This window comes from Nostoc sp. (assembly GCF_036916575.1).
GTDB lineage: Bacteria > Cyanobacteriota > Cyanobacteriia > Cyanobacteriales > Nostocaceae > Nostoc.
Window position 1 is genome coordinate 84,746 of sequence record NZ_JBALGC010000054.1, and the last position, 25,026, is coordinate 109,771.

General features: G+C 41.9%; 23 protein-coding genes. 14 read left to right on the forward strand and 9 right to left on the reverse strand.

Annotation, left to right across the window (positions count from 1 at the left end):
* Positions 1 to 91: 91 nt before the first annotated feature.
* Together V7L29_RS12705 and V7L29_RS12710 are read left to right on the forward strand one after the other, a co-directional pair.
* Positions 92 to 1,048 carry an aldo/keto reductase gene (locus V7L29_RS12705; RefSeq protein WP_334735688.1) on the forward strand — a complete coding sequence of 319 codons (957 nt, stop codon included), beginning with the start codon at positions 92 to 94 and terminating at the stop codon, positions 1,046 to 1,048.
* 378 nt (positions 1,049 to 1,426) lie between these two features.
* Positions 1,427 to 3,979, forward strand: coding sequence for a proteasome protein (locus tag V7L29_RS12710; protein WP_334693979.1), 2,553 nt, complete (start codon positions 1,427 to 1,429; stop codon positions 3,977 to 3,979).
* A gap of 481 nt (positions 3,980 to 4,460) precedes the next feature.
* On the opposite strand, the gene V7L29_RS12715 is transcribed toward V7L29_RS12710, so the two are convergent.
* The gene (locus V7L29_RS12715) at positions 4,461 to 5,117 is read right to left on the reverse strand and encodes a Uma2 family endonuclease (protein WP_334735689.1); all 657 of its coding nucleotides are present in this window, start codon (positions 5,115 to 5,117) and stop codon (positions 4,461 to 4,463) included.
* A 171-nt stretch (positions 5,118 to 5,288) separates the two neighbouring features.
* Entirely contained in the window at positions 5,289 to 6,101 is an 813-nt protein-coding gene (locus V7L29_RS12720) for a hypothetical protein (RefSeq protein ID WP_334735690.1), read from the reverse strand.
* A gap of 239 nt (positions 6,102 to 6,340) precedes the next feature.
* Between V7L29_RS12720 and V7L29_RS12725 the strand changes: the two genes are divergently transcribed.
* The gene (locus tag V7L29_RS12725) at positions 6,341 to 9,316 is read left to right on the forward strand and encodes a molecular chaperone (protein WP_334735691.1); all 2,976 of its coding nucleotides are present in this window, start codon (positions 6,341 to 6,343) and stop codon (positions 9,314 to 9,316) included.
* 193 nt (positions 9,317 to 9,509) lie between these two features.
* Positions 9,510 to 10,601 (forward strand): hypothetical protein, encoded by a 1,092-nt coding sequence (locus V7L29_RS12730; RefSeq protein WP_334735692.1) that lies wholly within the window; start codon positions 9,510 to 9,512, stop codon positions 10,599 to 10,601.
* A 102-nt stretch (positions 10,602 to 10,703) separates the two neighbouring features.
* Here the strand turns inward: V7L29_RS12730 and V7L29_RS12735 are convergent, their stop codons facing one another.
* A complete protein-coding gene (locus V7L29_RS12735) occupies positions 10,704 to 10,883 on the reverse strand; it encodes a high light inducible protein (protein ID WP_334692790.1) in 180 nt (59 codons plus the stop codon).
* Between the two features lie 277 nt (positions 10,884 to 11,160).
* On the opposite strand from V7L29_RS12735, the gene V7L29_RS12740 reads away from it, so the two are divergent.
* The 7 genes from V7L29_RS12740 to V7L29_RS12770 all read left to right on the forward strand — a co-directional run bounded on the left by V7L29_RS12740 (position 11,161) and on the right by V7L29_RS12770 (position 17,487).
* Positions 11,161 to 11,571: a hypothetical protein gene (locus tag V7L29_RS12740; RefSeq protein WP_334735693.1), complete on the forward strand. Its 411-nt coding sequence runs from the start codon at positions 11,161 to 11,163 to the stop codon at positions 11,569 to 11,571.
* Positions 11,511 to 12,455, forward strand: coding sequence for a hypothetical protein (locus V7L29_RS12745; RefSeq protein WP_334735694.1), 945 nt, complete (start codon positions 11,511 to 11,513; stop codon positions 12,453 to 12,455). Before V7L29_RS12740 ends, V7L29_RS12745 begins: the two co-directional genes overlap by 61 nt.
* A 51-nt stretch (positions 12,456 to 12,506) precedes the next feature.
* Positions 12,507 to 13,256: a DUF5131 family protein gene (locus V7L29_RS12750; RefSeq protein ID WP_334735695.1), complete on the forward strand. Its 750-nt coding sequence runs from the start codon at positions 12,507 to 12,509 to the stop codon at positions 13,254 to 13,256.
* Between the two features lie 15 nt (positions 13,257 to 13,271).
* Entirely contained in the window at positions 13,272 to 14,117 is an 846-nt protein-coding gene (locus tag V7L29_RS12755) for a DNA adenine methylase (protein WP_334735712.1), read from the forward strand.
* A 13-nt stretch (positions 14,118 to 14,130) separates the two neighbouring features.
* The gene (locus V7L29_RS12760; protein WP_334689378.1) at positions 14,131 to 14,289 is read left to right on the forward strand and encodes a hypothetical protein; all 159 of its coding nucleotides are present in this window, start codon (positions 14,131 to 14,133) and stop codon (positions 14,287 to 14,289) included.
* 57 nt (positions 14,290 to 14,346) lie between these two features.
* A complete protein-coding gene (locus V7L29_RS12765) occupies positions 14,347 to 14,529 on the forward strand; it encodes a phosphatase PAP2 family protein (protein WP_334735696.1) in 183 nt (60 codons plus the stop codon).
* A 1,395-nt stretch (positions 14,530 to 15,924) separates the two neighbouring features.
* Positions 15,925 to 17,487 (forward strand): ammonium transporter, encoded by a 1,563-nt coding sequence (locus tag V7L29_RS12770; RefSeq protein ID WP_334735697.1) that lies wholly within the window; start codon positions 15,925 to 15,927, stop codon positions 17,485 to 17,487.
* Positions 17,488 to 17,874: 387 nt separating this feature from the next.
* On the opposite strand, the gene V7L29_RS12775 is transcribed toward V7L29_RS12770, so the two are convergent.
* The 5 genes from V7L29_RS12775 to V7L29_RS12795 all read right to left on the reverse strand — a co-directional run bounded on the left by V7L29_RS12775 (position 17,875) and on the right by V7L29_RS12795 (position 20,569).
* A complete protein-coding gene (locus tag V7L29_RS12775) occupies positions 17,875 to 18,285 on the reverse strand; it encodes a hypothetical protein (protein WP_334735698.1) in 411 nt (136 codons plus the stop codon).
* Positions 18,286 to 18,334: 49 nt separating this feature from the next.
* Positions 18,335 to 18,943 carry an ATP-dependent Clp endopeptidase proteolytic subunit ClpP gene (gene clpP, locus V7L29_RS12780; protein WP_334735699.1) on the reverse strand — a complete coding sequence of 203 codons (609 nt, stop codon included), beginning with the start codon at positions 18,941 to 18,943 and terminating at the stop codon, positions 18,335 to 18,337.
* A 274-nt stretch (positions 18,944 to 19,217) separates the two neighbouring features.
* A complete protein-coding gene (locus V7L29_RS12785; protein ID WP_334735700.1) occupies positions 19,218 to 19,556 on the reverse strand; it encodes a cupin domain-containing protein in 339 nt (112 codons plus the stop codon).
* A 123-nt stretch (positions 19,557 to 19,679) separates the two neighbouring features.
* On the reverse strand, positions 19,680 to 20,249 hold the full coding sequence (locus tag V7L29_RS12790) for an SRPBCC family protein (RefSeq protein ID WP_334735701.1): 570 nt from the start codon (positions 20,247 to 20,249) through the stop codon (positions 19,680 to 19,682).
* On the reverse strand, positions 20,237 to 20,569 hold the full coding sequence (locus V7L29_RS12795; protein ID WP_298918215.1) for an ArsR/SmtB family transcription factor: 333 nt from the start codon (positions 20,567 to 20,569) through the stop codon (positions 20,237 to 20,239). The genes V7L29_RS12790 and V7L29_RS12795 overlap by 13 nt, the downstream gene beginning before the upstream one ends.
* Before the next feature lie 132 nt (positions 20,570 to 20,701).
* Between V7L29_RS12795 and trpD the strand changes: the two genes are divergently transcribed.
* Positions 20,702 to 21,793 (forward strand): anthranilate phosphoribosyltransferase, encoded by a 1,092-nt coding sequence (gene trpD / locus V7L29_RS12800; protein ID WP_334735702.1) that lies wholly within the window; start codon positions 20,702 to 20,704, stop codon positions 21,791 to 21,793.
* On the opposite strand, the gene V7L29_RS12805 is transcribed toward trpD, so the two are convergent.
* Positions 21,723 to 22,772: a retropepsin-like aspartic protease family protein gene (locus V7L29_RS12805; protein WP_334689386.1), complete on the reverse strand. Its 1,050-nt coding sequence runs from the start codon at positions 22,770 to 22,772 to the stop codon at positions 21,723 to 21,725. The genes trpD and V7L29_RS12805 overlap by 71 nt on opposite strands.
* A 515-nt stretch (positions 22,773 to 23,287) precedes the next feature.
* Here V7L29_RS12805 and carA point away from each other — a divergent pair.
* Both carA and V7L29_RS12815 read left to right on the forward strand, forming a co-directional pair.
* Entirely contained in the window at positions 23,288 to 24,454 is a 1,167-nt protein-coding gene (gene carA / locus V7L29_RS12810; protein WP_334735703.1) for a glutamine-hydrolyzing carbamoyl-phosphate synthase small subunit, read from the forward strand.
* 174 nt (positions 24,455 to 24,628) lie between these two features.
* Positions 24,629 to 24,994 (forward strand): STAS domain-containing protein, encoded by a 366-nt coding sequence (locus tag V7L29_RS12815; RefSeq protein ID WP_190727785.1) that lies wholly within the window; start codon positions 24,629 to 24,631, stop codon positions 24,992 to 24,994.
* The last annotated feature ends 32 nt before the right edge of the window (positions 24,995 to 25,026 follow it).

The following is a 25,026-nucleotide window of genomic DNA, read 5'->3' on the forward strand; positions in this document are numbered from 1 at the left end:
ACCAGTAGTCATTCACACTTCAGATAGCGGTTGAGAAAATATTTGCAGCCTACACTAGCAATTGACTCAAAAATTCTTGGAGAAAGTGGATATGCAAACCAAACAGCTTGGGAATTCGGAACTTCACATTACCCCAATCGGCTTTGGAGCCTGGGCAATTGGTGGAGGTGAATGGGCTTTTGGTTGGGGAGAGCAAGATGACCAGGAATCGATCGCAGCGATTAATCACGCTCTCGACCTCGGTGTTAATTGGATTGACACCGCAGCTGTCTATGGTCTGGGGCATTCTGAGGAGGTTGTTGCTAAAGCGCTCAAAGGTCGATCTAATCGCCCCTACATTTTCACTAAATGCTCACTGATCTGGGATGAAAAGGGTGAAATTGGTCACAGCCTGAAGGCGGATTCTCTGCGGGGGGAGGTTGAAGCTAGTCTGCGCCGACTCGATATTGAAACTATCGACCTCTACCAGATTCACTGGCCCAACCCTGACTCAGAAGTTGAAGAAGGCTGGACGACTTTGGCCAAGCTCAAGGATGAGGGGAAGGTTCGCAATATCGGGGTTTCAAACTTCAATGTAGAACAGTTGAAACGTATCCAGGAGATTGCACCAGTTACCTCATTGCAACCGCCTTATTCACTAGTTAAGCCAGATGTCGAAAAGGAGATTCTACCTTTTTGTAAGGAAAACAACATAGGTGTGATTGTTTATTCACCGATGCAATCTGGCTTGCTTACAGGAAAGATGACACTTGAACGGGTTGCTAATTTCCCAGATAATGATTGGCGCAAGAATAATGGTGAATTTCAGGAACCACGTCTATCTCGTAACCTGAAACTGGTGGAAGTATTGCAGCACATTAGTCAACAACACGATCGCTCCCCCGGTGAGGTGGCGATCGCTTGGACTTTAAATAATCCGGCATTGACAGGGGCGATCGTTGGCGGACGCAATCCAAAGCAGGTGGAAGGAATCATTGGTGCTGGAGAATTTCGCCTCAATCAGCAGGAACTAGATCAGATTGGCACTTTCCTGCGCGAGAATCCATAAAATCTCTGAACCGCCTACCAAAGTCAAAAACAGAACGGCAATATTTGACACTGACAATTGGTGATGACCATCATCACTAATTGTCAGCTTTGTATCAGTCTTCAAGTCCAGAATGGTTACGGCAACTATTCCCTCTGCCCGATTATAATTCCTCTGCCATTATTATCAGATATTTGGTTTTAGCCTCTTTTAATTCGCCAATAGTCTCATTGAATTCACCTAATACTTTTCGGACATTCTCTTCAAATCATCTGTATAAAAGAGTTTTATTTATACATTACCTTGTAACAATGGCTGGCGATGTCTACGACCAGCTACGCTTACCCATTTTATATGTTATAAAGCTCACAGAAATTCATGTTAGGCGGAAACTACTTTATGGAACCAGATAAACTGGGCCGTTTTAAGGAGTACGGCGAATTCATCCTCCGAAAGATAGATTCTGTGCCCCAGTACCCTTCTAAACAAGAAGATTGGGTTCCAGCTAGTCTTGATGACTGTCTGCTTCGTCTGCGGTCAGCTGCCCAGAAAACTGTAGACCTTGCAACTTCGCCTGTGAAAATTGGTGTGATGGGGGAATTCAGTAGTGGGAAAACCTTACTTTTAGGTAGTCTAATTGGATATGCAGATGCTTTGCCAGTCAGTGAAAACCCGACTACAGGTAATGTTACCGCCATACATATCATCCCGCAAGACGACTTTGCAACCACTCAATTAAGTAATTTTACTGTAGAGTATCTTTCTCATCAAGGAGTACATGAGTGTCTACGCTTCATGCTAGGGGAAGCCAATAAACGGACAACAGCAGCAGGGCTTCCTCCTATACCAGTATCAAAACTCAACTCTGGCAAAGATATTATTTGCTGGTGTGAAGAAGCATGGAATAGTAGTAATAATTTGGAGCTACGTTATTTACTCCGGGAGTTGGTATTATTTTTGCGGGCTTATCAAGCTTATGGGGAAGTTATGTGTGGTGGCCGCTACCAGATTGATGCTACTACCGCCCACGAGGGACTACAGCTAGTCGAACAGCCAATGGCAATCCAAACTCTGAACTTTGAGGATCTACCTCCAGCGCATATCCGATTACCGAGTCCACCCCAAAGGCTACCAACAAAGTTATTGCAAAACAGCTTCCCACTGATCCGCCGCGTAGATATCGATGTAAAAATATCACGGGAAATTTGGGATTTTGCAGGCGCAGCTAAATTTATTCTTATCGACTTTCCCGGATTGGGGGCTGCTAATTCCGGGGCTAGAGATACCTTTTTGTCACTGCGGGAATTGGCAGAAGTCCAGACGATTTTAGTACTGCTAAATGGTAAATCTCCGGGTAGCGATCGCGCCAATAAAATCTTTACGATGATGCAGCAGCAGCGACCGGGACAAGACCTGAAAGATTTAATTCTCGTAGGTGTGGGTCGCTTCGATCAACTACCCTTAGACAGCGAGGGTGGCGAAAGAGAACTTGACCAACTGATTGAAGATAGCCCAGCTAATAGCCATTTGCAGGAAGAAACGGTTTTCCAAAAACTCAAAGTTCTGCAAACTACCATTGACGGTGCACAAGCCTTTACAACCCAAAAAGACCGCATCGTTTTACTGTCGCCACTGTTAGGATTGGCTGAATTAGCAAAACGTTCTACTACAGTCAAAGCAGGCTCACCAGAGTTTTTGGCTAACTTAGACTATCCTGATTACCTAGATCGGTCTAAACGGCTACAAGAAAAATGGGAGCTATTAAGTGAACGGTTGTTAGAATCTGACACCCGCAGCTATTTGGGCAGACAACTGGGTTACTTTAGTCAAGATGGGGGTCTTAGTAAGCTGCGGGAATTAATTCAAACCCACGTAGCTACTCATGGTCTAAAGCAACTGTATGAAGATACTAAAAGAGCTGCTGATGTGGTAAGTCAACAACAAGATCACTTGAAAGACATCATAGATGAAATTCACGAGCAAGGCATCTCCACAGGAGACAGTCCCGCTTTTATCGAGTTGCGCTTTCTGGTCGAAAGCTTGGATAAAATCTACAGGAATTTTCAAAAAGATTTGGGGAAAGAACCGCTCAAAGATCGGCGCGGTGTTGTCGTCAGCGATGTAGTGAAAGACGAACTCACCTTTAGAATCCTCAATTGGAACCAGTGGACTTTACTCTTCAACAAAGCCAACAATGGAGCGATCGCTCTGGCAGAATCTAAAGGTGCAGCCGGGAAATTATTTGATCGGGGAAACCGTGTAAATAGCTCCCTTCCGACTAAGAGTGATGATTTTTATCCAGTATTTGAGAAAACCGTTAAGGAAGTAGAAGATTTTGCCCGCGATCGCATCCATCAAGCAGTGGTAGATTTGTTGAACCAATTGTCAATTTTTGTAGCCCCAGAACGCGAACACTTGCAGGCATTTTTCCATCCAGAAATGGAACAAGAAATTGAAGAAAAATTTGGTTTTGAAGATGCTGATCTCTTTTACAAATTATTACTAGGATGCGATCCTAACGAATGGAAAGAAGCAATTCTCTCGGAAATCAGTAGCAAAGACAAAACCGTTGCACCCGAAATCATCTTTCCCCTAGCACGTCAAGACGACAAACACAACGTTGGTCAAATCTTTGACTGGGCACCAGAGAAAAGCCAAGGCTTACCCAGATCGAGCAATCACCAACTTTTAGTACTGCGACTGCGAGATGAAATCACTGCTAGCGCCAGTCTTCATCTTGTCCAGTATGTTAGCGAAGTTAATCAGCAAATTAATTCCGAAATAGGAGGCATTTTGGATCAAATTATTCCTAGTCTGCAAAACCTCTCAAAAAAAGAAACTTTGCTGAGATATTTAGCAGCTGGGGAATTGCCATCTGAGATAGAAATTCCTACTTGGTTGCAGATTCTTTCAGAACTCGCCGCTGTTTCTTACTCTGATGATTTGAGATAAGCCAACTTAGAAAATGACTGATTGCGATCGGGTACGGCTACGAGGATGTGTTTGTGAGACATGATGCTATTTTTTATACAATTTTCAAGCATGTCCCAGAGTTGCTTTTCGAGTTAGTAGAACAGCCACCACCTGTATCAATTCCCAAGTAAGGTTCAAGCGGATCACCGCCCCTCTGAAATAGATAAGATTGCTCTTCGCACTGATGCTGCTATATTCTACAAGCGAGACCAATTTCGGGCAGCAATTAATTTCAAGAATCTGTTTAATGTGAACTATTTTGAATCAGCCGCAAGCAGGTTGAGTGTTCACCCAGGTGAGCCGTTCACAGTGCAAGGAACGATTTCCTGGCAGTTTTGACCTCTCCTCAGCCCTCCCCTTGCAAAAGCAGGGCTGTTTCATTCCCTAAGTGGAGTTGTTGATGGTGGAAACTATCTAATATAGGCGATCGCGCTTTGCCGTTACTCTTTGACTACACAACTCAATTGTTTGGGCGTTCGCACCATTCTCTTGTCCACCGTCGAAACGCTCTCAACGTGGTGCTACTGCCCTCTACTAAACTCTGTTGCACAAACTCAGAGAAGATTTCTACAATCGGTATCCCTGCGAACGTTGGACTAGTTTGTGAGTCAAGGTACTGTCCATTCCGCAATACACTGATGTATAATTGTCCTGACTCAAACCGCCAAAGCTCCGGCACACCCAATGCTTTATAGGCATTTAGTTGAGTCTTAGAAGTCACATCCACCTCAATTGCTAAATCGGGGGGCGGGTCAACCGTTAAATCAATCCGTCGCTTCCCAATCATCCGAGCATAGTTTTGAATGTAAAAAGACTGATCTGGTTCAATTCCCTGAGCCATATCTTCGCGCTTAAACATTGTAGAGCCAAAACACTCGCGATCAATCTCTAACTCCTCTAGCAAAATCTTCACCATGTCGCCAATAAGTTCTTTATCAACTTCATGTTCCGGTAGCGGCATCCGAATCTCCAACGTTCCGTTGCTGTAGGCTAAACGAGCTGCTCGATGTTGTCCAAGTTCATCAAGAATCAATTCAAATTCTGACCAACTGATATCATGAAACATGACGCGATGCCCAGGAGGAACGTCAAGTTGTCGTAGTTGCAGAGTCACCATTGAGATGAAAAGCAAGAAGATAGAACGTTAAGCGAATGGGTTTAGCCTAGCATGACCGCCCACAGTTGAGGTAAATCCAACGTAAAAGCGATCGCACACAAGTCAACGTTAATCTATATAACTGGTGTAATTATGGGTAGCTGTATGAGCGATGTCTACAACAGGCTACGCCTACGCAAAAATAGCAAATGCAACTGCCGAAATCACAAATGAGTTCGCCGAAATAACAAATGAGTTCGCCGAAGTAACAAATGCAACTGCCGAAATAACAAATGCGTTTGCCGAAATAACAAATGCGTTCGTCGAAGTAACAAATGAGTTCGCAGAAGTAACAAATGCGTTCGCCGAAGTAACAAATGAGTTCGCCGAAATAACAAATGAGTTCGCAGAAGTAACAAATGCGTTCGCCGAAGTAACAAATGCGTTCGCCGAAATAACAAATGAGTTCGCCGAAATAACAAATGAGTAGGGAAACGTATTTCGTTGCGTTAAATCTCTATTGAAATGAAGATCCCGGTTTGTGTAGCGAAAGGCGTTGCGGATCTGCCAGTTGTCACTAAATCGATGTGCCAGGTTGTAGCCCACATTGAGGAGTTTGTTATCAGTGCGATCGCTAGGTTCGTTAATTAGTCGGTCAAAGGGAACATCGACAATCCCCGTTCCGAAAGCGGGAAGACCGACATCAAAGTTTCCTTTATCATTGGAATACTCTAACTGCACCGTTAGATCGGTGCGATCGCTAATCTGCCAACTCACAACAGGCGCAACAAAAAACCGCTCAAAGTCTTGTGCCTTATCTCTCAAACTATCTTCATGACGGTATAACGCATTCAGTCGGTAGCGCACGCGACCATCGGATGTTAATGGACTGGAAAAATCGAGTTGAGGACTGAGTAAACCCTGGTTGCCAACCTGGAACTGTGCTTCGTAAACATCACCCAACTCAATGTCCTGAACATACTTACTGCCAAGAGAATCAGGCATTCTCCAGATGATATCTCAACAGTCTGCATGAAACAGTTGCAGCCTTTTTGAACTACTTTGCTACTAAAACTGACTCATGTAGTGCGGGGATAGTGCTGCAATAATTTTAGCAACTTATACTAATTTGAGATTTTAGATTAAAAGTCTTTACTACAAAGATTATCTAAATTTGTCATATTATGGTATAATACCACAGTTTTTAGCGAACTATAAAGCAAACAACAGAAAATTATAGTATAATGAACCCTTTCCAATTGAACAACTATACTGATCAACAACCAAGCGAGAAACAACAAAAAAGATTTCCAGGATGGTTTGCCTTAGATTTTGGCACGTCGAACTCTACAGTCACACTTTTCGATCCAATTGAAGTGCCGATCGCAGAAATTTTACCCAAAGAACAAGAAATGCGGTTGCGTGATCGCTTATCACAATGGCTAAGTTCTCCCGCCTCAGAAGCTTTACCAGATGTTAGCGATGATGATTGGGAAAAATTTATTGCAGAAATTAGCAAAAACCTGGAGATAGAACCAAGAAAATTGAGTGAAGTATTTGAAAGTGATAATAAAGAGCGATTTTTGGAAGCAATTCGCCAAATTGAACTTTCCTTAGGAAACAGCGAGACGTTCCGCCGTGCTGTCAGCAAAAAACTTTACCAAATCTATCATCAGGTGTTTCGCGTCCCTACCCTAGAGTCGCAAAATCTGATTTCAGTTGTGCTGGATATTGATCGCCGCGACACAGAAATTCCTAGCGAGTCGGAAATTTCGCAGTTAGGGGACTTAAAACTGCGGATGGGTAGGGAAGCTAGAGATAACAGAAAAAAAGCGATCGCTCAAGGTACAAGCAGTTCTTTAAAGGAAATTATCAGCAGGTTTCACCATTCACCCAAACGCTATTTTGGTCAGGAGCGATCGTTTTCAGTTATTTTGGATGGTGAAGAAGAAACAATTACCGCCAACCAACTGATCCAATCTGCTTGGGCGCATTTAATTGAGTTAACTGAAGATTATCGCCAACGCGCCCGACGCAGATTTTCAGAAGGGAATTTTTTAACAGCAGTTGTTACCTATCCCACTGTTGCCCCACCAGTTGTTCGCAAGGAAGTTAAAGAACTGGTTGAGCAATTGGGAATCGATGATGTACAAACTGCTTATGATGAAGCCGTTTCCGTGGCAATATTCTTTTTATGGCGAGAATTTGGCGGTAATCTCAACATTGGGATTGAGTCATTTAAAACTCGTTGTCATCAAGCAGGAAACAAATGGTCACAAAATGTTCTCGTCTTGGATATTGGCGGAGGAACAACCGACTTAGCTTTAATTGAACTGACTTTGGAAGATAAAACCCCTACTTTTGCTGATTATGAAGACCGAGGTTTAGGAGGACGTTACTATAAACTTACCCCAAAACTATTAGGTTCATCAGGTCATTTACAATTAGGCGGTGAATTAATTACACTGCGAATTTTTAGATTATTAAAAGTTGCGATCGCCGACTTTTTATTAACAGCAGTAACAACAGGTGATCTTGAAAGTGAAAAGCTCGAAGATTTAATTAACTCTGAGTTAAATGAGCGCTTTTTAGAACAAGGAAAATTCAAAAGTGGCAGTCTTTTGAAATGTCTCGACAAGGAAAATCCAGAAGGCGATGTTACTTACAAAGATGCCCTAGATACTGCTGAGAAAGTATTGCCCACCCGTTGGCAACCAGCACCCCAACGTCTGCAATCCTTTTATATTCTCTGGGATTATGCAGAAGCAGCTAAACTTAAACTTGGACAAAAGCCACCAATAGAGAATTCTTTATTAACCTTCACACTTTCTGAGCAGCAAATTTCTGAACTGCTTACCCAAAGCGTCGTGAAATTGCAAGTCAATGATCCAAATAAAATCTGCGTTACCTTAGATAACCAGCAATTTGAACGAGCCGCCGCTTCTGGAATTAAAGAAGCGATCGGTATTGCCAAAGGATTAATGGAAAGTCGTTTGCGTCCCGATGATCTCACCAAAGATTCTTGGAATTCTCAAAAAGTTGATTGGTTAATTTTGTCTGGTAAAACTTGTAATTTAGACATAGTGCAGCGCCAAATCTACCAGGAATTTAGTAAATCTCCATATTTTGTCTGGAATCCAGAACGAATTACCTTTATATTGGAATTTACCAAACTAGCTACTTCCGCCGGGGCTTGCTATGCCGAGAAACTGCGAAGATTGAGATTCGATCCAGAAGAGTCTAAAAGCTTGCTGCGTAAGGGAGCCAACCAGCTAGAAATTGATGTCAAAAACCTGTTCTATTATTTGCCCTGCAACTTCAAACGCAAAACTCAAAGTAACGATTTGCTGACTATATTCAAGCCAGGACAAGAACTCTATCAACTCGCGCCTTGGGAAACTGTCGCCAAAGTTCGTACCGCGTGGCAAGGAATACAATTAACTAATATCATCTATCGTCAAGACTACGAAGATGGAGATTTACGACTTTGGGGTAGCTTTGACGGCAAAAATCTCATGAAAAAACTGGGGATGCAAGAAGCAGAGTTTCTCAAAAAAATCAAAGTCCAGTTTGAGATTGACCAAACCCTTGAATTTAAAGTCTTGCTTTGTCAGGGAAATCCCCATTATTTAATTGATATTCCTGGCATTGATTTGGAATCGGTAGTTTCAGAAACTTCAGCACTCTTTGCTGGTGGTAAATTGAACTGGAATCTGGCTGTAGAACGCTTCAATAAAGACTTGAATGATGGTGATATTGCCGTCAATGTTATTGAGTCAGCAACTGTTGATCAACCAGATGCCTATCATCTTGTATTTGAAGTAGGAAATGATGGTAGTAGAACGTTCCAAAAATTTCACTATTTGCGCGATGGGGTGACGCAACCAGGAACCGGGTTAATTAGTAATCCCTTACCTCCCTTCCCGCAAACTGGCCAACACACTTTCTATGTTTATCAAACAGACGCCCAAACCAATAGTAAAAAATGGATACGAATTGGCGCACTCAGCAAACCCGATGTGACTACTGATTATCCTTGCCAATATCGTGTAACTCTCGATGATCAAGGTATTCTGCGGATGCACGCTGGTGAAGTGCCTTACTGGACATCAAAAAGTCAGGAATGCCTGAAGGAAGAGGGATGTGTTTATCTTGCTGAATTAGAGCTGCAACCTAATGAAGTTGATAAAGAACGCGATCCATTTTGCGGCATACATTAACTAGAGTGATGATAGCCTCACGCAAAAGTTTAGTATTTAAACGTATAGGCGCTTCGCTTTCTTGTAGGGTAGGGGCGCAGAGTTTTGCCAAATTTAATTCGCTACGAATTAATGAAATGCTGTACTAAGAAAACCTTTGCGTGAGGTTTTTAAAAAAATCATTACATACAGGTAATATTTGGAGGCAATATTCATGCAGCACTTGCGTCAGCTATTAGAGATAAATAACTCGGAGTTAGCCCGGTTACTGTGGTTTAATCTCTATGGATTAGAGGCTACTTTAAATCAGGCTCGCACAGAATTTCCACTAGATCCAGGAGCCAAGGTATGCGATGATGTGCTGCAAGAACTTCATAGCCTGTTGCAACCTACACCGCCACAGCAAAATACTGGTTGGGAAGATCCGCCAAATGAGTTAAAACTAAGTCACCTCCGAGAAGCTTTCGATTCTGACTCAGAACTTAGTTATTATCTGGGTAATTCCCAACTGCAAAGTCAAACAGATTCTGATTTGTGGAATGAGATTCAACGCAAACTGCTGCGAGTCCCAGAGGATTTAGCTGCATCTTGGCGACAACGCACCTTGGATCTGGCTCAAGAAGTTGGTGCGATCGCAGATCATTCTAACCTCTATCAACTTCCCTTTATCCGCGATGAAATTATCTACCCCGGTCTTAGTGGTACTGTTCAAACTCAGGGATTGAGCTTGTATCAACAACCACTTTCAAATCATCTAGTTACTCAAGGTAATGCATCTGATTTACCAGCGGCATTCCTATTTTTATATATGAATTTTATCGAAATAGACCCAGATTTACATCATGCTTTAAAAAGCGTTTTTAACTTCGATGTCATCTCTTTACACTCCAAACTAGAACAGCGCCATCAATATATTGATGCTTTAAGCGATCGCTTCCAACGCACCCAAAAAGCAGAGAAAAACACTGATCCCCTGTCAATTCTCCGTGCTTGGATTGACATGGACGAAGCGATACATTCTCTAGTATTTGTACCACCGGCTGAACGCTATTCTTGGTGGGGAAAACTACAACATGAATCACGACGCATCCTGAAGAAAGTCGCCGATGAGGCAATTAATGCAGGTAATGAAGTGCGAATTCGCCAATTATCGGGACTTTATGCAGATATCTGTGCTTCATCTAAGGATGACTTACAACTAGACTGTGGTGGTATTCCTGGCGAAGTGTTAACTTGCCTTCGGTTATATACGCGAATTAATCAGGAAGAATCTCCAGGTCGTGTAATATTTCGCTCATCACGCTAGTTGCTGGCAAGTTTTTTAATTCTTGAGATTATGAGGCAAGCTAGACAATTTTACTAATCCCCGCCTTGCCTCATAATCTAATGAAGGTAAAAACGTTTAAATTTAAAGGATGCCCCAGAAGTGTAAAATCCCTTGGCCAGAAAACACTTCAAGTAGAACAACAGATAAAAAACCAATCATTGCAAAACGACCATTCCAGTTTTCGCTCTGAGGAGTGAAACCCCAGCGCAAAGCATTAGGATCTTCGGAAACCGAAGGCGTAGTCTTCTTAACGTTTGCCATAAACAATACTCCGAGCTTTTATGTTGTAACAGTTATAACTGTATGTAAAGTAATGTAACAGATTTTTACAAAAATGCAATATACACTCAAGACAAAATTCAGTTAGTGAGTGTATATTACGGATACGTAATTTTATTTTAACAGGTTTGCGATCGCACTATTCAGCAGATTGGTACAGTAATTTTTGGAGAGTTGTTGCAATTTTTACCAACGTTACCTGTATTTGCTAACCTAGTGCAAAGCCATCAGATATTTTGTTACTTCATAAGGTTCAGCAATGTCAGTAAAACAATTATCTCTATTTGATCAACAACCAGAAGATTTAAATAAATTTTTTGCTCGTAAAAGACCCTGGTCAGCAGCCAAACATAGGATAATGCTGAAATATATACAGGCTCATTGCTATAATTTGGGCGGCAGCAAATCCTATCAATCTATGTATATTAACTATGTTGATGGTTTTGCAGGAGCAGGCAAATATGATGAAGGTATTGGTATTGAAAACTTTGTAGATCAATCGAAGTTTTGGCAAAGATATAACACTGAACTTTTGGATACTGACGGTTCGCCTTTGATAGCTCTTAAATGTGCTAAGATATTCGGTCTTGAAGAACGTGTTACTTTAAGATGTTTTTTACTGAGGAAGATAAAGACCTTAACCAAGAACTTAAGAGTAATTGTAATTTAATAGGTGAAGGATTGTCCTATAAAGTTTATGACCCTCAAAGATTCGATAAAGCGTTAACTCAAATCATGAATGAATTGGACAAATACCCAACGTTATTTTTTCTAGATGCCTTTGGAGTTAAGGGAGTAACTTTTGAGCAAATATGTTCTATTGCCGATTACGTCAGTAAATATAAAGGAGAGTTATTTTTACTGTTTCATAACCGCGCAGTAGCCCGTCATGCAGGTTTATATAAAACAAGCTATAGAAATTCCAAAGATCAGAAAACTGCCGAAACATATACACAAAATTTAACTAACTTATTAGGTCATAATTCTGATTTAGACTGGAAACCCAAGTGGCTAGAATGCCAAGATCAAGAGCAAAAACAAAAATTTGAAAGGTGGGCGCTTGATTACTTTAAGTCTAGGCTTCAAGAAAAAAGTAGTTTTAAAGGAGTGGCTAGTTTTGAAATAAAGGAGACATACAATGATTCTAGACCGCAGTATAATATTGTAGTTGGTAGCAACCATCCAAGGAAGGCTTTTGGTGAATTTTTAAACGAATTTTTTTGTGAAGAAAATAGGTTGCTTTTCTTTGAAGATGACAAAAGTGGAAAAAATCATAAATTTTTGACTCAATCATGGAATCGTGAAAATGATGAGCGAGTTGAAATAATTAGACCTGAAATCATTGAAATCTTACGAAGAAATAATCAAGATTGGATAATGTTGAAAGACGTAATAAGTCTTATTATTCTTGAAATTGGCAAACTAGGTTATTTAAGTAGACCTAAGTATAGAGAAATTTTAGTGGATTTTCATAAAAAAAATATCATAGAAGCTAAAGAATTGGGCGCAAGAGGTAATTTAACTTTGGATAATTACGTCAGAGCAGTACAATAATACTAACATACTAATATAGTTAAGCTAGTTTTAGTTGGAAAGTAAAATTTTATGTCAGTATCTTCAACAATAGAATGGACAGAAGCTACATGGAATCCTACCACTGGCTGTCATAAAATTAGTCCTGGTTGTCAAAATTGTTATGCAGAACGTTTTGCAGAACGGTGGCGAGGTGTTGCTGGTCATCCCTATGAACAAGGTTTTGATTTAAAAACTTGGAATGAAAGATTAAGAATGCCTCTTTCATGGAAAAAACCTCGCCTAATTTTTGTTAATTCTATGAGTGATTTATTCCTTGATGATATTTCAGAAGAATTTATCAAAGATGTATTTGATGTTATGAAAAAAGCTAGTTGCCATCAGTTTCAGGTATTAACTAAACGTCCCCAAAGGATGCTTAAAATAGCTAACTGCATAAAAGAGTGGCCTTCTAATGTTTGGGCTGGAGTAAGTATTGAATCTCAAGCTTGGGTATGGAGAAGTGAAATTTTAAAAGAGATTCCTGCGAAAACTAGATTTTTATCTTGTGAGCCTCTTTTAGGTTCTTTAACGCTGTGTTTAGATGATCTACATTGGATTATTGTTGGTGGAGAATCTGGTGTAGGTGCTCGTCCGATGAACATTGAATGGGTAAGAGATATTAGAGAGCAGTGTATCCAAGCTAATGTGCCATTTTTCTTTAAACAATGGGGAGGTGTTCAAAAGAAAAAATATGGCAGAGAACTTGATGGAAGAACTTGGGATAGTTTTCCAGAAAATGTAGCTGATACAAGCACTAAACAACTATCAGTTTTAAAATGAATATGTCCGTAAATGATTATCAAAAGCCCTCTCCGATATCCTGGTGGTAAGTCGAAAGCAATAAATCAAATAGTTGAATACTTGCCAGAGAGCTTTTCAGAATATCGAGAACCTTTTGTGGGTGGTGGTTCTGTATTTATTTATTTAAGACAAAAGTTTCCCGATCTCAAAATTTGGATTAACGATTTAAACCGCGAACTCTTTCTATTCTGGAAATTTGCCCAATCTGATATAGCTCAGTTAGTTAAAGAAATTCGCTATATAAAAGTAAAGTATACAGATGGTAAATTATTGTTTGTAGAATTGAACAGTGTAGATGTCAATAAATTATCTGATTTACAAAGAGCCGTTCGCTTTTTTGTCCTTAACAGAATTACTTTTTCTGGAACTGTAGAATCAGGCGGTTTTTCCCAAGAAGCTTTTGATAAGCGCTTTACTGATTCTTCAATAGAACGATTAGAAAAGTTAGAAAATATTTTATCAAAGAACGTCAAAATTACGAATTTAGATTATAGCCATCTATTGAAATCAGAGGGTAAAGATGTATTTTTATTTTTAGATCCACCATATTTTATTGCTACCAAATCAAAGCTATATGGTAAAGATGGTAATTTACACACTTATTTTGAACATCAGAGATTTGCTGAACTTTTGCAACAATGTCATCATCGCTGGCTAATTACCTACGACAACTCAACGCAAATTCTAGAAAATTTTCAATGGGCTAATATTTCAGAGTGGGAATTACAGTACGGCATGAATAACTATAAACAAAGTGGTGCAGCTAAAGGAAAAGAGCTATTCATTACTAACTATGAAGTTCAACGAAATTTAGACAAAATCGCATCTTCTACTGCATAGTCCAGCAATCACGGTGCTGCAAACTGCTGTGGTTCTTGAGGTGAATGAGTTCGCTGTTTTGCGAGAGTTGCAGCCAGTACAAGCTCAAGTGAGTTTACTGGCGTGGGATGGAAAGCTGGGACGTTTAGATAAGTTAATGCAGACAATGGGTGAAGTGACAGCGTGGGATTAATTACGCAGTGGTGGTAGACAAGGTTCTGCGATCGCAGATGATTTAATCAAGAGCATTTTGAGTTGGAACAGCCGTTGGCGTTGGTTTGTTCTGAGTATCGGAACCCTGTTTGTCTTAATAATTGGTTGGACACGTTTGTATCTAGGAGTCCATTATCCTTCTGATGTGTTAGCAGGATGGATGGTGGCAGTGGGTGGACGGTTGGAGTCAGCTTGTCAAATGGGTTCTATAGATGATTGAAGAAATTTTCGGATTATATGAAGTGCTTGCAAAAATCGCCATGCCAATACACACTCCTGACACACTAGCGCCAAGTCCTATACAGACATTGTGTGGTAAATTCATAACTTGGTTACATTATTTTTCTTAAGCACCTGGGTATCTTCACTAAGAGATACCCTTTCATCTATTCAGGTAAATACTCGCCTAATTGATTTTTAAAAGCATTCAATTCTGACTGAGATTCAATCGTTTTGAGTTGGGAATGTTGCGCTTTGATTGATGCTGGAGTCAGCTTTTGGTTAAGTTATTCTTTGCTGTCTACGGAGATATTTATGCAACCATATAAAGTTAATTTAAATTAGTTTTTAATATTCGATATAACTTCTAATTATTAAAACTCTTTTTGACCAGACTTTTAGGTCAAAATCTTCAATATTCTGTTCACAAAATTATTTTAATTTTTTTCTTACAAAATACTATGAACTTTACAACGAACCACAACCGCGTGATAGAAAAAACCATTGTACAAAGTTGTAGGACTGCTCAATAAGTCACATAAATTAATAAAGCCTCTAGAATACGTGGTGAGGTGATGAGGAGAACTTAAAAAATAAGTGAAAGACAGGTCATCCCACCTGATAAAAATGAATAAACCTCTTGTGGGTCATAGTTGCATATCAGATTGACGATGATATGACAAAATAATGACAAAAGTGTGACGATATTGATGAGGCTGTGAACCCAAAAAGTAACAAATTATTGACTTGTTGTATATAAAATTAATAACATTCTGAATGTTTCTATTTTAATATCGGTAAATACTCATACTGTAAAGAATACAGTTGTTATATATGATGTGGCGAAAGTAACTTCATGTGACCTCCTGAAAAAAAAACTGTATTATATAATACAGTTTTTTTTCAGAAAGAAATAAACAATTAGTCAAATTTATTAGTTCATTCCTGTAAATGAACATTTAGATTTATCGCAATATCAGGATTTTGATATTAGGAAAATATGGTTAAATACTTACAGAAAAACTCCTTTTTTGTTGATGCCGCTGCAACTATCCTAGTGTGATTGGCTGTCAGTTTTGAGACAATCACGCTCAAGTTTATTTGACATATAAGACCTTTAGATTATTTCTCAACAGCTTGACTGGTAATTGAAGCTTTGGTTGTTTAAAAATACTTACCTTGATGGAGGTTTGACTTAGTGGTTAACAAGAAAAGCAGACTAAAAACTATCTTATTTAAGGCTTGTAGTTCTTTGGTAAAAAAGAGCTTAAATTGCCTCAACATATTTGGCTATTTGGTAACAAGCTTTATTGTCTTTTTCGTGAAGGCGGGATCTACCCCAGTCAAGAAAGGCTTTTTTCTCTTTAAGCATCAGCAATTCTCCACAATGAAAAAAATGCCGACGACTGTTGGGCAAAGTCAGCAAGTTAACAAGTTGGCACGATTGGGACAGCGTTTACGTGATCCGGAGTGGAGGCGCTACGGTTACTTACTACTGCTGGGCAAGGCAATGGCTATCATGATGCTGTTCATAGTATTTGCCTTCATCCCCAATTTAATAGAAACACCAGCTTTGGCAGCCGATCCAGTACTCAAAGGCAATGACATCGTTAACCCGATTAATACCCTCTGGACGCTGCTAGCTGCCTTCCTAGTATTTGCAATGCAGGTAGGTTTTACGATGCTGGAAGCAGGTTTCTGTCGCTCTCGTGAAACCGTCAATGTCTTGATGGAGTGCATCGTTGACACCTGTCTTTGCGGTTTATTGTTCTATGCCTGGGGCTTTGCCTTCATGTTCAGTCATGGTAACGGCTTGATTGGACTGAATTGGTTTTTCTTGCAAGGAGCTCCTGCCACTTATGAAAGTACAGGCGTAGCGTTTCTGGCATTCTGGCTGTTTCAGTTCGCCTTTGCAGACACTTGCTCGACGATTACCTCTGGGGCGATGATTGGGCGGACAGGGTTTATTGGCGATCTTCTCTACAGCTTCGGTGTTTCTGGATTCATCTACCCAATTATCGGACACTGGGCTTGGGGGCCAGACGGTTTTCTGGCAACGATGGGCAGCAAAGACACTTTCCTGCCTTTCTTGGGAATTGGCTTCCATGACTTTGCAGGCTCTACAGTTGTTCACACCATTGGAGGATTCATTGCCCTAGCGGGTGCGATCGCCCTCGGCCCGCGTTTGGGTCGTCGGTTCAAGCGCGACGGTGGTGGGCCGATGTTACCCCATGACCTTGTAATTGCTGCTTCCGGCGGTCTAATTTTGTGGTTTGGCTGGTACGGTTTCAACCCTGGCTCGACACTCTCGGCGATGGACTTTGTGGGGACTGGACGGGTTGCCGCTAATACTACCTTGGCAGCATGTGCAGGCGGTCTGTCGGCACTGTTTTTTGGATATCCGAAAACAAAAAAGTGGGATTTGAGCTTCACAGTCAACGGGTTCTTGGCGGGTTTGGTTGCGATTACTTGCCCTTGCTATTGGGTGAATCCGACAGGTTCTATCATCATTGGGGCGGTGGCTGGCGTAGTTGTCATTCTAGGCATAGACCTGTTGGAATGGCTTCGGATTGACGACCCTATCGGTGCAGTTCCTGTACATGGTTTTTGCGGTATCTGGGGAACGTGGTCGCTGGGCTTGTTTGCCACTGGTGAATTCGGCGCGACTGGTCCCATCTCACCTGATGTCTCTGCTCCATTAAGAGGTCTGTTTTATGGTGGGGGGATACAGGTGTTAAGCGCACAAGTTATCGGCAACCTAATTATTACTGTATCTACATTCGCTGTGGCAATGGGGTTGATGTATTTGGTAAATTTGACCGGGACACTGCGTGTGTCGAAAGAAGGCGAATTGGAGGGTTTGGATTTACACGAGCATGGCATATCAGCCTACCCTGAATATGTCATTAGTTCATCAGCTAACCCTGACAGCTCTCCATTAGGAGAAGTGAATAGATAGAGGTAAAGCCAAGCGCACCCTAAATTACATAGGACTTACGCACAAGCAACGGAAAATCGTAGATGCAAAGCGGCTTGCCGCAGGCTACCACAAAGGACGCAGAGGACACGGAGGAATATAGAGTTTGAGAGGTTTTTTGCGTAAGTCCTAATACAGAAAAGTGCCAAAAATCCATCAGTCTTCCTCCCCATCACTCGGTGAGGCGTTTTTATGGAGAAAATGTTGGTATTTGGTAGTTTGAATATTTTAGGACTTACGCACAGGTAACGGAAAACGAACCACAGAGGACACAGAGATCACGGAGTAATGAGAGTTTGAGAGGGTTTTTGCGTAAGTCCTATATTTTTTCTGTTTCAGCGATTCAGAATTTAGACAAAATCGCATCTTCTATTGCATAGTCCAGCAACCACGGTGCTGCAAACTGCTGCGCTTACTTGTAAGTGGTACAGGCACAACATCAGATTCCTTACGCCAAAGCACATCGTATGCACGATACACATCCATACTGCTGATCACAACAACACGCTGGGCAATACCCTCAAATGTGTTCGTTAGAGTTAGTGCATCTTGTTCGTTATAGGCAATCATATCTACCACGACTTGAGGCGAAAGCTGCTTAAACTTGCTTTTCATCTCAAAAAGATGGAAGCAATCGCCCAAAATTTCATGCACATCTAGTGGTAAGTTAATTGTAGTTTTTCCTCGATGAAATACGCTCACTTGATGACCCATTGCAATCAGTTGACAGACGACAGGAGGGCCAATAAAATTTGTGCCACCAATGATGAGTATTTTCATTTTGGTTTCCATTCCATTACTGCTTATCCATATTAGAGTTATTTACAGATTAAATAGATGCTGATGTTTTCAAGATGATACTGTCAATTAAACCGTAGGCTTTTGCTTCTTCGGCACTCATGAAAAAATCCCGTTCAGAGTCCAGTTCAATCTGCTCTGGCGTTTTACCAGTATTAGCAGCGAGTATTTTGTTAATTAATTGGCGGAAATACAAAATTTCTTTGGCTGCAATTTCAATATCAGATGCTTTTCCCTGAGCACCTCCTAATGGTTGATGAATCATAATTCGAGCATTTGGTAGAGCATATCTTTTGCCCTTATTTCCAGCAGCAAGCAAGAATGATCCCATTGAGGCAGCAATACCGATGCATACAGTACATACTTCTGAACGAATTTGATTCATGGCATCGTAAATAGCCATGCCTGCTGTCACTGAACCTCCAGGACTGTTAATATATAATGTGATATCTCGCTCTGGATCTTCAGCATCAAGAAATAGCATTTGTGCAACGATGAGGTTAGCTGTCTCATCTGTAACTTCGTTTCGCAAAAAGATAATTCGCTCTGCAAGTAAGCGTGAATAAATGTCTAATGCTAGCTCCCCTCTTTCTGACTGTTGAATAATCATTGGGATGCTAATTTGAATTTGAGAATTCATATTTGATATCTCCAAGTAAGATAAAAATTTCATTCAAAACATAGTTTTTAATAAAATGCTTAGTGGGATTTAGACAAAAAACACCCAGAAAAAAGCCTCAAATCCATACACAGATAGATTTTGACATCGTTTTGCTTAGTTTATTGATATATCTGGGTTTGGGCCATTTTTGAGTACTTGGTGTATTTCCCTTGCCTTGCATGGGTTTGAGGCTTGTTTATCCCTCAAAAATGTTTAAGTCCCGTTAGGCTGTTTTTTGAATAAATTAGGATTTTTATAACTCCTCAAATCTTCCCATCTCACCAAGACGAATTGTAATAATTTCAACGCACGTAATTGCTTTGTGAGGCCCATTCTGGGTATGAGCAGGCGTAAACCAAAATGTTCCTGCTTTGCATTCACGTCCAGCAGTTTCAATAATTCCATTCAAAACATAAACATATTCATCACAAGGATGGTAGTGAACTGGAATCACTGTGCCAGCAATCATTTTTAGTCTATGAATTGAACCTTTTGGCACTGGTTCAGCTAATGGCAATAATTTTGTACCCGGAACAGGCTGAAACTCAAACCATGTTTCAGCTTCTGTGTCAACAAAAGTCTGCTTATTCATATTGAATTCTCCAAAAGCTCAATTTAATTTGGCTTGGCTAATACTCGTCTAACCAAAAATAATAATGTTGCCAAGCTTTGAATTTCAATGTAGATATTGACGTGCAATATGTGAATTCCCATTTTAATTTGTGCAGAGTGTAGCTAAGATTTGCGGTAACTTTTCATGTAAACTGTAGTTCCATCCACCATTAAGAAAATAACTAAAAACGATACTATCTAATGCCTCATATCTACTAACGGGTATTGATGAAAATACAGTGCTGCGATTATTTGGTATTATTGTCTGTATCCCTGCTTTGGATTCATGGATAAATTTGCCTTGCCACGGTTGGGAAAGTTGCATTGATTCATTTAGCTTGATGGCTTTTTGAATCAAACCTTTATGTTCAAGTAGAAGTTTCGTACCCCCAACTACGGGTTGGATTGTCCAGGTAACAATTGAAGGCTGGCACATCATACTGTCTTGCCAAGTGAACGCAAGCCGTCTTGGCTCATCAAGTTCAATTACCTCACAGTCTATGTTTCCCTCCAGCCCTGGGAGTGTCGAATGCACAAATTGGAATTTGTGTCCCAAACACGGCTCAAAGTCGTTTTCCATTAACCATACGGCTAATGCCTGACGGTTTGTGAGTACCTGCCAAACCCGTTGGGGAGGATAGGGATAGAACACTTCCATATTCAATCGGGACATGAATTTTCCTCCAAATAATTGCCAAGAGCATCGAGTTTTTCTTGCCAAAATTGCTCGTAATGAGCAATCCATTCAGATATCTGTTTTAATGGCTCCGGGTTTAGCCGATACAAACGCTGTCGCCCTGCTTTCCGCATTTGTACTAAGCCTGCTTCGCAAAGAATCTGTAAGTGCTGAGAAATAGCTGGCAAGCTCATGGCAAATGGCTGGGCTAGTTCTTTGACTGGTTGCTCACCACTACGTAACAGATCCAGTAGCGCCCTGCGTGTGGGATCTGCGATCGCCACAAAAACATCGGCACTGGCAGCAGGTCTACTCATTCCAATTAACCATATATTTAAGCAAACGCTTAACTATTTAGATAATACATAAGTAATTGCTTAAATGTCAACCCCTAAGAACCTTTCTCATTTTTCGGTAGGATAGCTCCCATACCCACAAAAACCTTAGCTATGACAAGTTCCCCAATCCCTGCTCAAGAATCCTCTGTTAGCTGGTATATCTTGCTACAACAATTAATAGATGGTCAATCATTGTCCCGTACTCAATCTGCTAAATTGATGCAAGGATGGCTCGGTGAAGCGGTTCCCCCAGAGTTATCAGGGGCTATTTTAATAGCGCTGAACTTTAAAGGTATTTCTGCCGATGAGTTGACCGGCATGGCTGAAGTATTACAATCTCAATGTTTCCCACTTAGCACTCATAAATCAGCACGGGCTAAAAGCCCCGCTACCGCTAACACTACTGTAATAGATACTTGTGGCACTGGTGGAGATGGGTCATCAACCTTTAATATTTCTACAGCGGTTGCTTTTGTTGCTGCTGCTTATGGCGTACCCGTCGCTAAACACGGCAATCGTTCAGCGTCAAGTCTCGCGGGAAGTGCAGATGTCTTGGAAACCTTGGGAGTCAACTTAAGTGCTTCTAGTGAAAAAGTACAAGCAGCATTACAAGAAGTGGGGATCACTTTCTTGTTTGCCCCTGGTTGGCATCCAGCACTCAAGGCGGTTGCCTCATTACGGCGGACTTTGAAAGTGCGAACAGTTTTTAATTTGCTTGGGCCGTTAGTAAATCCCTTGTGTCCAACTGGGCAAGTGGTAGGGTTATTTACTCCCAAACTTTTGGCAACTGTTGCCGAAGCTTTACAGAATTTGGGCAAGGAAAAGGCGATTGTGCTGCACGGGCGAGAAAAACTCGATGAGGCTGGGTTAGGAGATGTAACTGACTTAGCGGTTTTATCAGATGGAGAAGTGCAGTTAACTACGATTAATCCCCTGGATTTGGATCTAACGCCTGCTTCCATAGGTATGCTTCGGGGTGGGGATGTCCAAGAGAATGCGGTGATTCTTAAGGCGGTACTGCAAGGTAAGGGAACTCAAGCGCAACAGGATGCAGTAGCGTTGAATGCGTCGTTGGCGCTGCAAGTAGCCGATGCCATCGCCCTGCTGGATCACGCCCAAGGTATTAAAGTAGCTAAGGATATCCTACAAAGTGGCGCAGCTTGGACAAAGTTGGAGCAGTTAGTTGAGTTTCTGGGGAATTGATTTGCGATCGCGATTGAGGGCGGAATTCTACCACATTACGTTTGATGGTGACATCGTAGTTGCCAAAAAAGTCATGTCCTAGAAGTCCAGTTTCTAGTTCCGCACCTGCAATCGCTACTGCTACTTTATTTACTATTACGCCACCAATTGCCATTGAATTAACATAGCCCACAGGAAATTCTACAGCTCTAGAACTAGCGGTGTTTGCCTTAGCTCTCCCCACTGGCACTATTCCCAAAGCATCAGCCATCTGTTGGGTAATTACAGTGCCACTGGCTCCTGTATCCACAATCATCTCAAATTGTTGCTGGCCATTAAAAGTAACTTCGACAATTGGCGTTCCACCAATTCGCCTTTTAATCGGGGCTGTAAATACTGCTTCATCTGGAATCAGTACTACTGATGAGGGCAAAGCTGGTTTTGGTGGCAACGGTTTTGTTTCTACAGGAGGCAATAGAGGTGAGGTATACTTTGGTGTGATTGCTGTGTGGGGAACAACAACTACTATCCTCTTCGGTTCGGCAACGCGCACAGGGCGAGGAATAGCTTGCTGTTGAGCATATTTGATTTGCCGCTGATATTCAGTAATCTTGGTTTGAGCGATCGCAAATTCTGGGCTTTGTCGCCGCACTTTTTGCATCAGCGCGATCGCATCCTGGTACTGACTCGCTACCAATTTCCAATCATCTGGAGATTGAGCTGATTGGCTGATACTCCAAGCGCCAACGGCTTTGTCTAGCCCCATCTCAAAAAGACTTGGTTCACTTTCAAACGGCTCTAGCGGCTGTGCTTCTGGGGTAGCTACTGGTGTAGTTGGTTCGACAGCAGGCTGTATTGATGCCAGATCCCCAATTGGCGCGGGTTGCTCATTGCCACCAGTTGCAGTATTTTGTTTGTCTTCACTACAGGCAACACACAAAACCGCTAGAGCGCTTGATAGAAAAATTAGGGTTGCACGGGATAAAAAGAACTGAAGCATAATTAATATTAACTGCCCAAGCTTTGCCAAATCCACTCCCGCTAATTTAATTCCCTTTTAATTTTAATTAACTATTTTAAAAACTTCCAATTGCTCAACTTATGGGATAATTAACAAGCGCAGTATTAGGGCATGAGGCATAAAGTATAGAGAATAGAAAAAAGTTTTCCCAATACCCAATGCCCAATGCCCAATGACGGCAGTTGCTCCACTGGTGAAACCCTAGACGCTCGCGGACTCGCTCTAAGCGTTGGCGTTAGCGTCTCGTAGAGAAGCTATGCCGTTGGCGAACGCTAACAGCGTGTCGCAGACAAGTCCAAGGGACGCGAACAGCGTCTCCCCTTCTCCCAAAGGGAGAGGCTAACGCCAACGGAGAAGAAAAGGCTTTACGCTCCGCTATCGCCCTACAGCCCTACGGGCATCCTACGGCGGGCGTCTCCCCAACTCTTGGAGACGCTGCGCGAAGGGAGAAGACCGCACTGCCTCCCCCATGCCCAATCCTTAATCTATCACCTATGCCCCTGTCTGACGCAATACCAGCTTTACTTGTCCTGGCAGATGGAACCACTTATCGCGGTTGGTCTTTCGGTGCTACGGGAACCGCGATTGCAGAAGTGGTATTCAACACTGGGATGACCGGCTACCAAGAAGTCCTGACCGACCCTAGCTACTGCGGTCAAATTGTCATTTTTACCTATCCTGAATTGGGGAATACTGGCGTCAATTTTGAAGATGAGGAATCAGATCGACCCCAAGTGCGAGGTGCGATCGCCCGCAATATTTGTCACCAACCAAGTAATTGGCGATCAAGACAATCCTTGCCTGACTACCTTAAACAAAACCAAGTACCAGGGATCTACGGCATCGATACCCGTGCCCTCACCCGCAAAATTCGGATGTTCGGAGCCATGAACGGTGGCATTTCCACAGCCATTCTCGATGAGGCGGAATTGCTAGAGCAAGTACAGGCGGCTCCCAAGATGGCAGGATTAAATCTGGTTTGTGAAGTCACTACTCCAACGGCTTATGAATGGTCAGATCCCACAATCCCAGCTTGGGAATTCAATTCTCAGGCTGCGGAAAATCTTGGGGAACCCTTTACCGTTGTTGCCCTTGACTTTGGCGTAAAACGCAATATTTTGCGTCGCTTAACAAGTTACGGTTGTCGGGTGATTGTTGTGCCTGCTGATACCTCACCAGAGGAAATTCTCAACTACAATCCAGATGGTGTGTTTCTTTCTAATGGGCCTGGCGACCCTGCTGCCGTCACAGAAGGGATTGCAACTGCCAAAGCGCTCTTGTTAAGTCAAAAACCCATCTTTGGTATTTGTATGGGACACCAAATTTTAGGTCATGCACTAGGGGCAGAAACCTATAAACTCAAATTTGGTCACCGTGGTTTAAATCAGCCTGCCGGGTCACAACAACGAGTAGAAATTACCAGCCAAAACCATAGTTTTGCTATTGACCCAGATTCTTTACCTACGGCAGTTGTGGAAATCAGCCACCTGAACTTAAACGATCGCACCATTGCCGGGGTACGTCATAAATCTCTACCTGTATTCTCCGTACAGTATCATCCAGAAGCCAGTCCTGGCCCCCACGATGCTGATTACTTGTTTGAGCAATTTGTCCAAGCCATGCGAACAGCACGTCAAGCCGTGGCAGCCGAGGTGAGGTAAAAATAGGGAGTGGGGAATGGGGACTGGGGACTGGGGAATAGGAAATAAGATTAAAAATACTATTTTCTTCCAATCCCCAATCTCCAGTACCCAGTACCCTATTCCAGCAGATTGTAGACAACTTGCTCAAAAACCATCTATACTTGAGCGTTCACTCTAACTCATGAGGAGGGAATTATTGCTGAACCACTGAATCTAACCGTTAGCCTGAGGGGCACTCGTGAAGTCCGGGATAACTGTCAGCTATTCCGCCTCACAGGTTTGTTAGATGCCTTTTCTGAGCCGACATTTCGCAAGGTACTTGGCAGCAAGATTGACGAGGGCCCTAAGCATATTATTTTGGATCTCTCACAAATCGATTTTATTGATAGCTCTGGTTTGGGTGCTCTGGTGCAGCTAGCCAAACAGGCTCAAACTGCTGAAGGCACTTTGCAAATTGTCACGAATGCCCGCGTCACTCAAACGGTCAAGCTTGTTCGCCTAGAGAAGTTTCTCTCCTTGCAAAAATCAGTTGAAGAAGCTCTAGAAAACGTCAAGTAGTCTTGATTGCTTGAACCGAGAGATCAATTCAG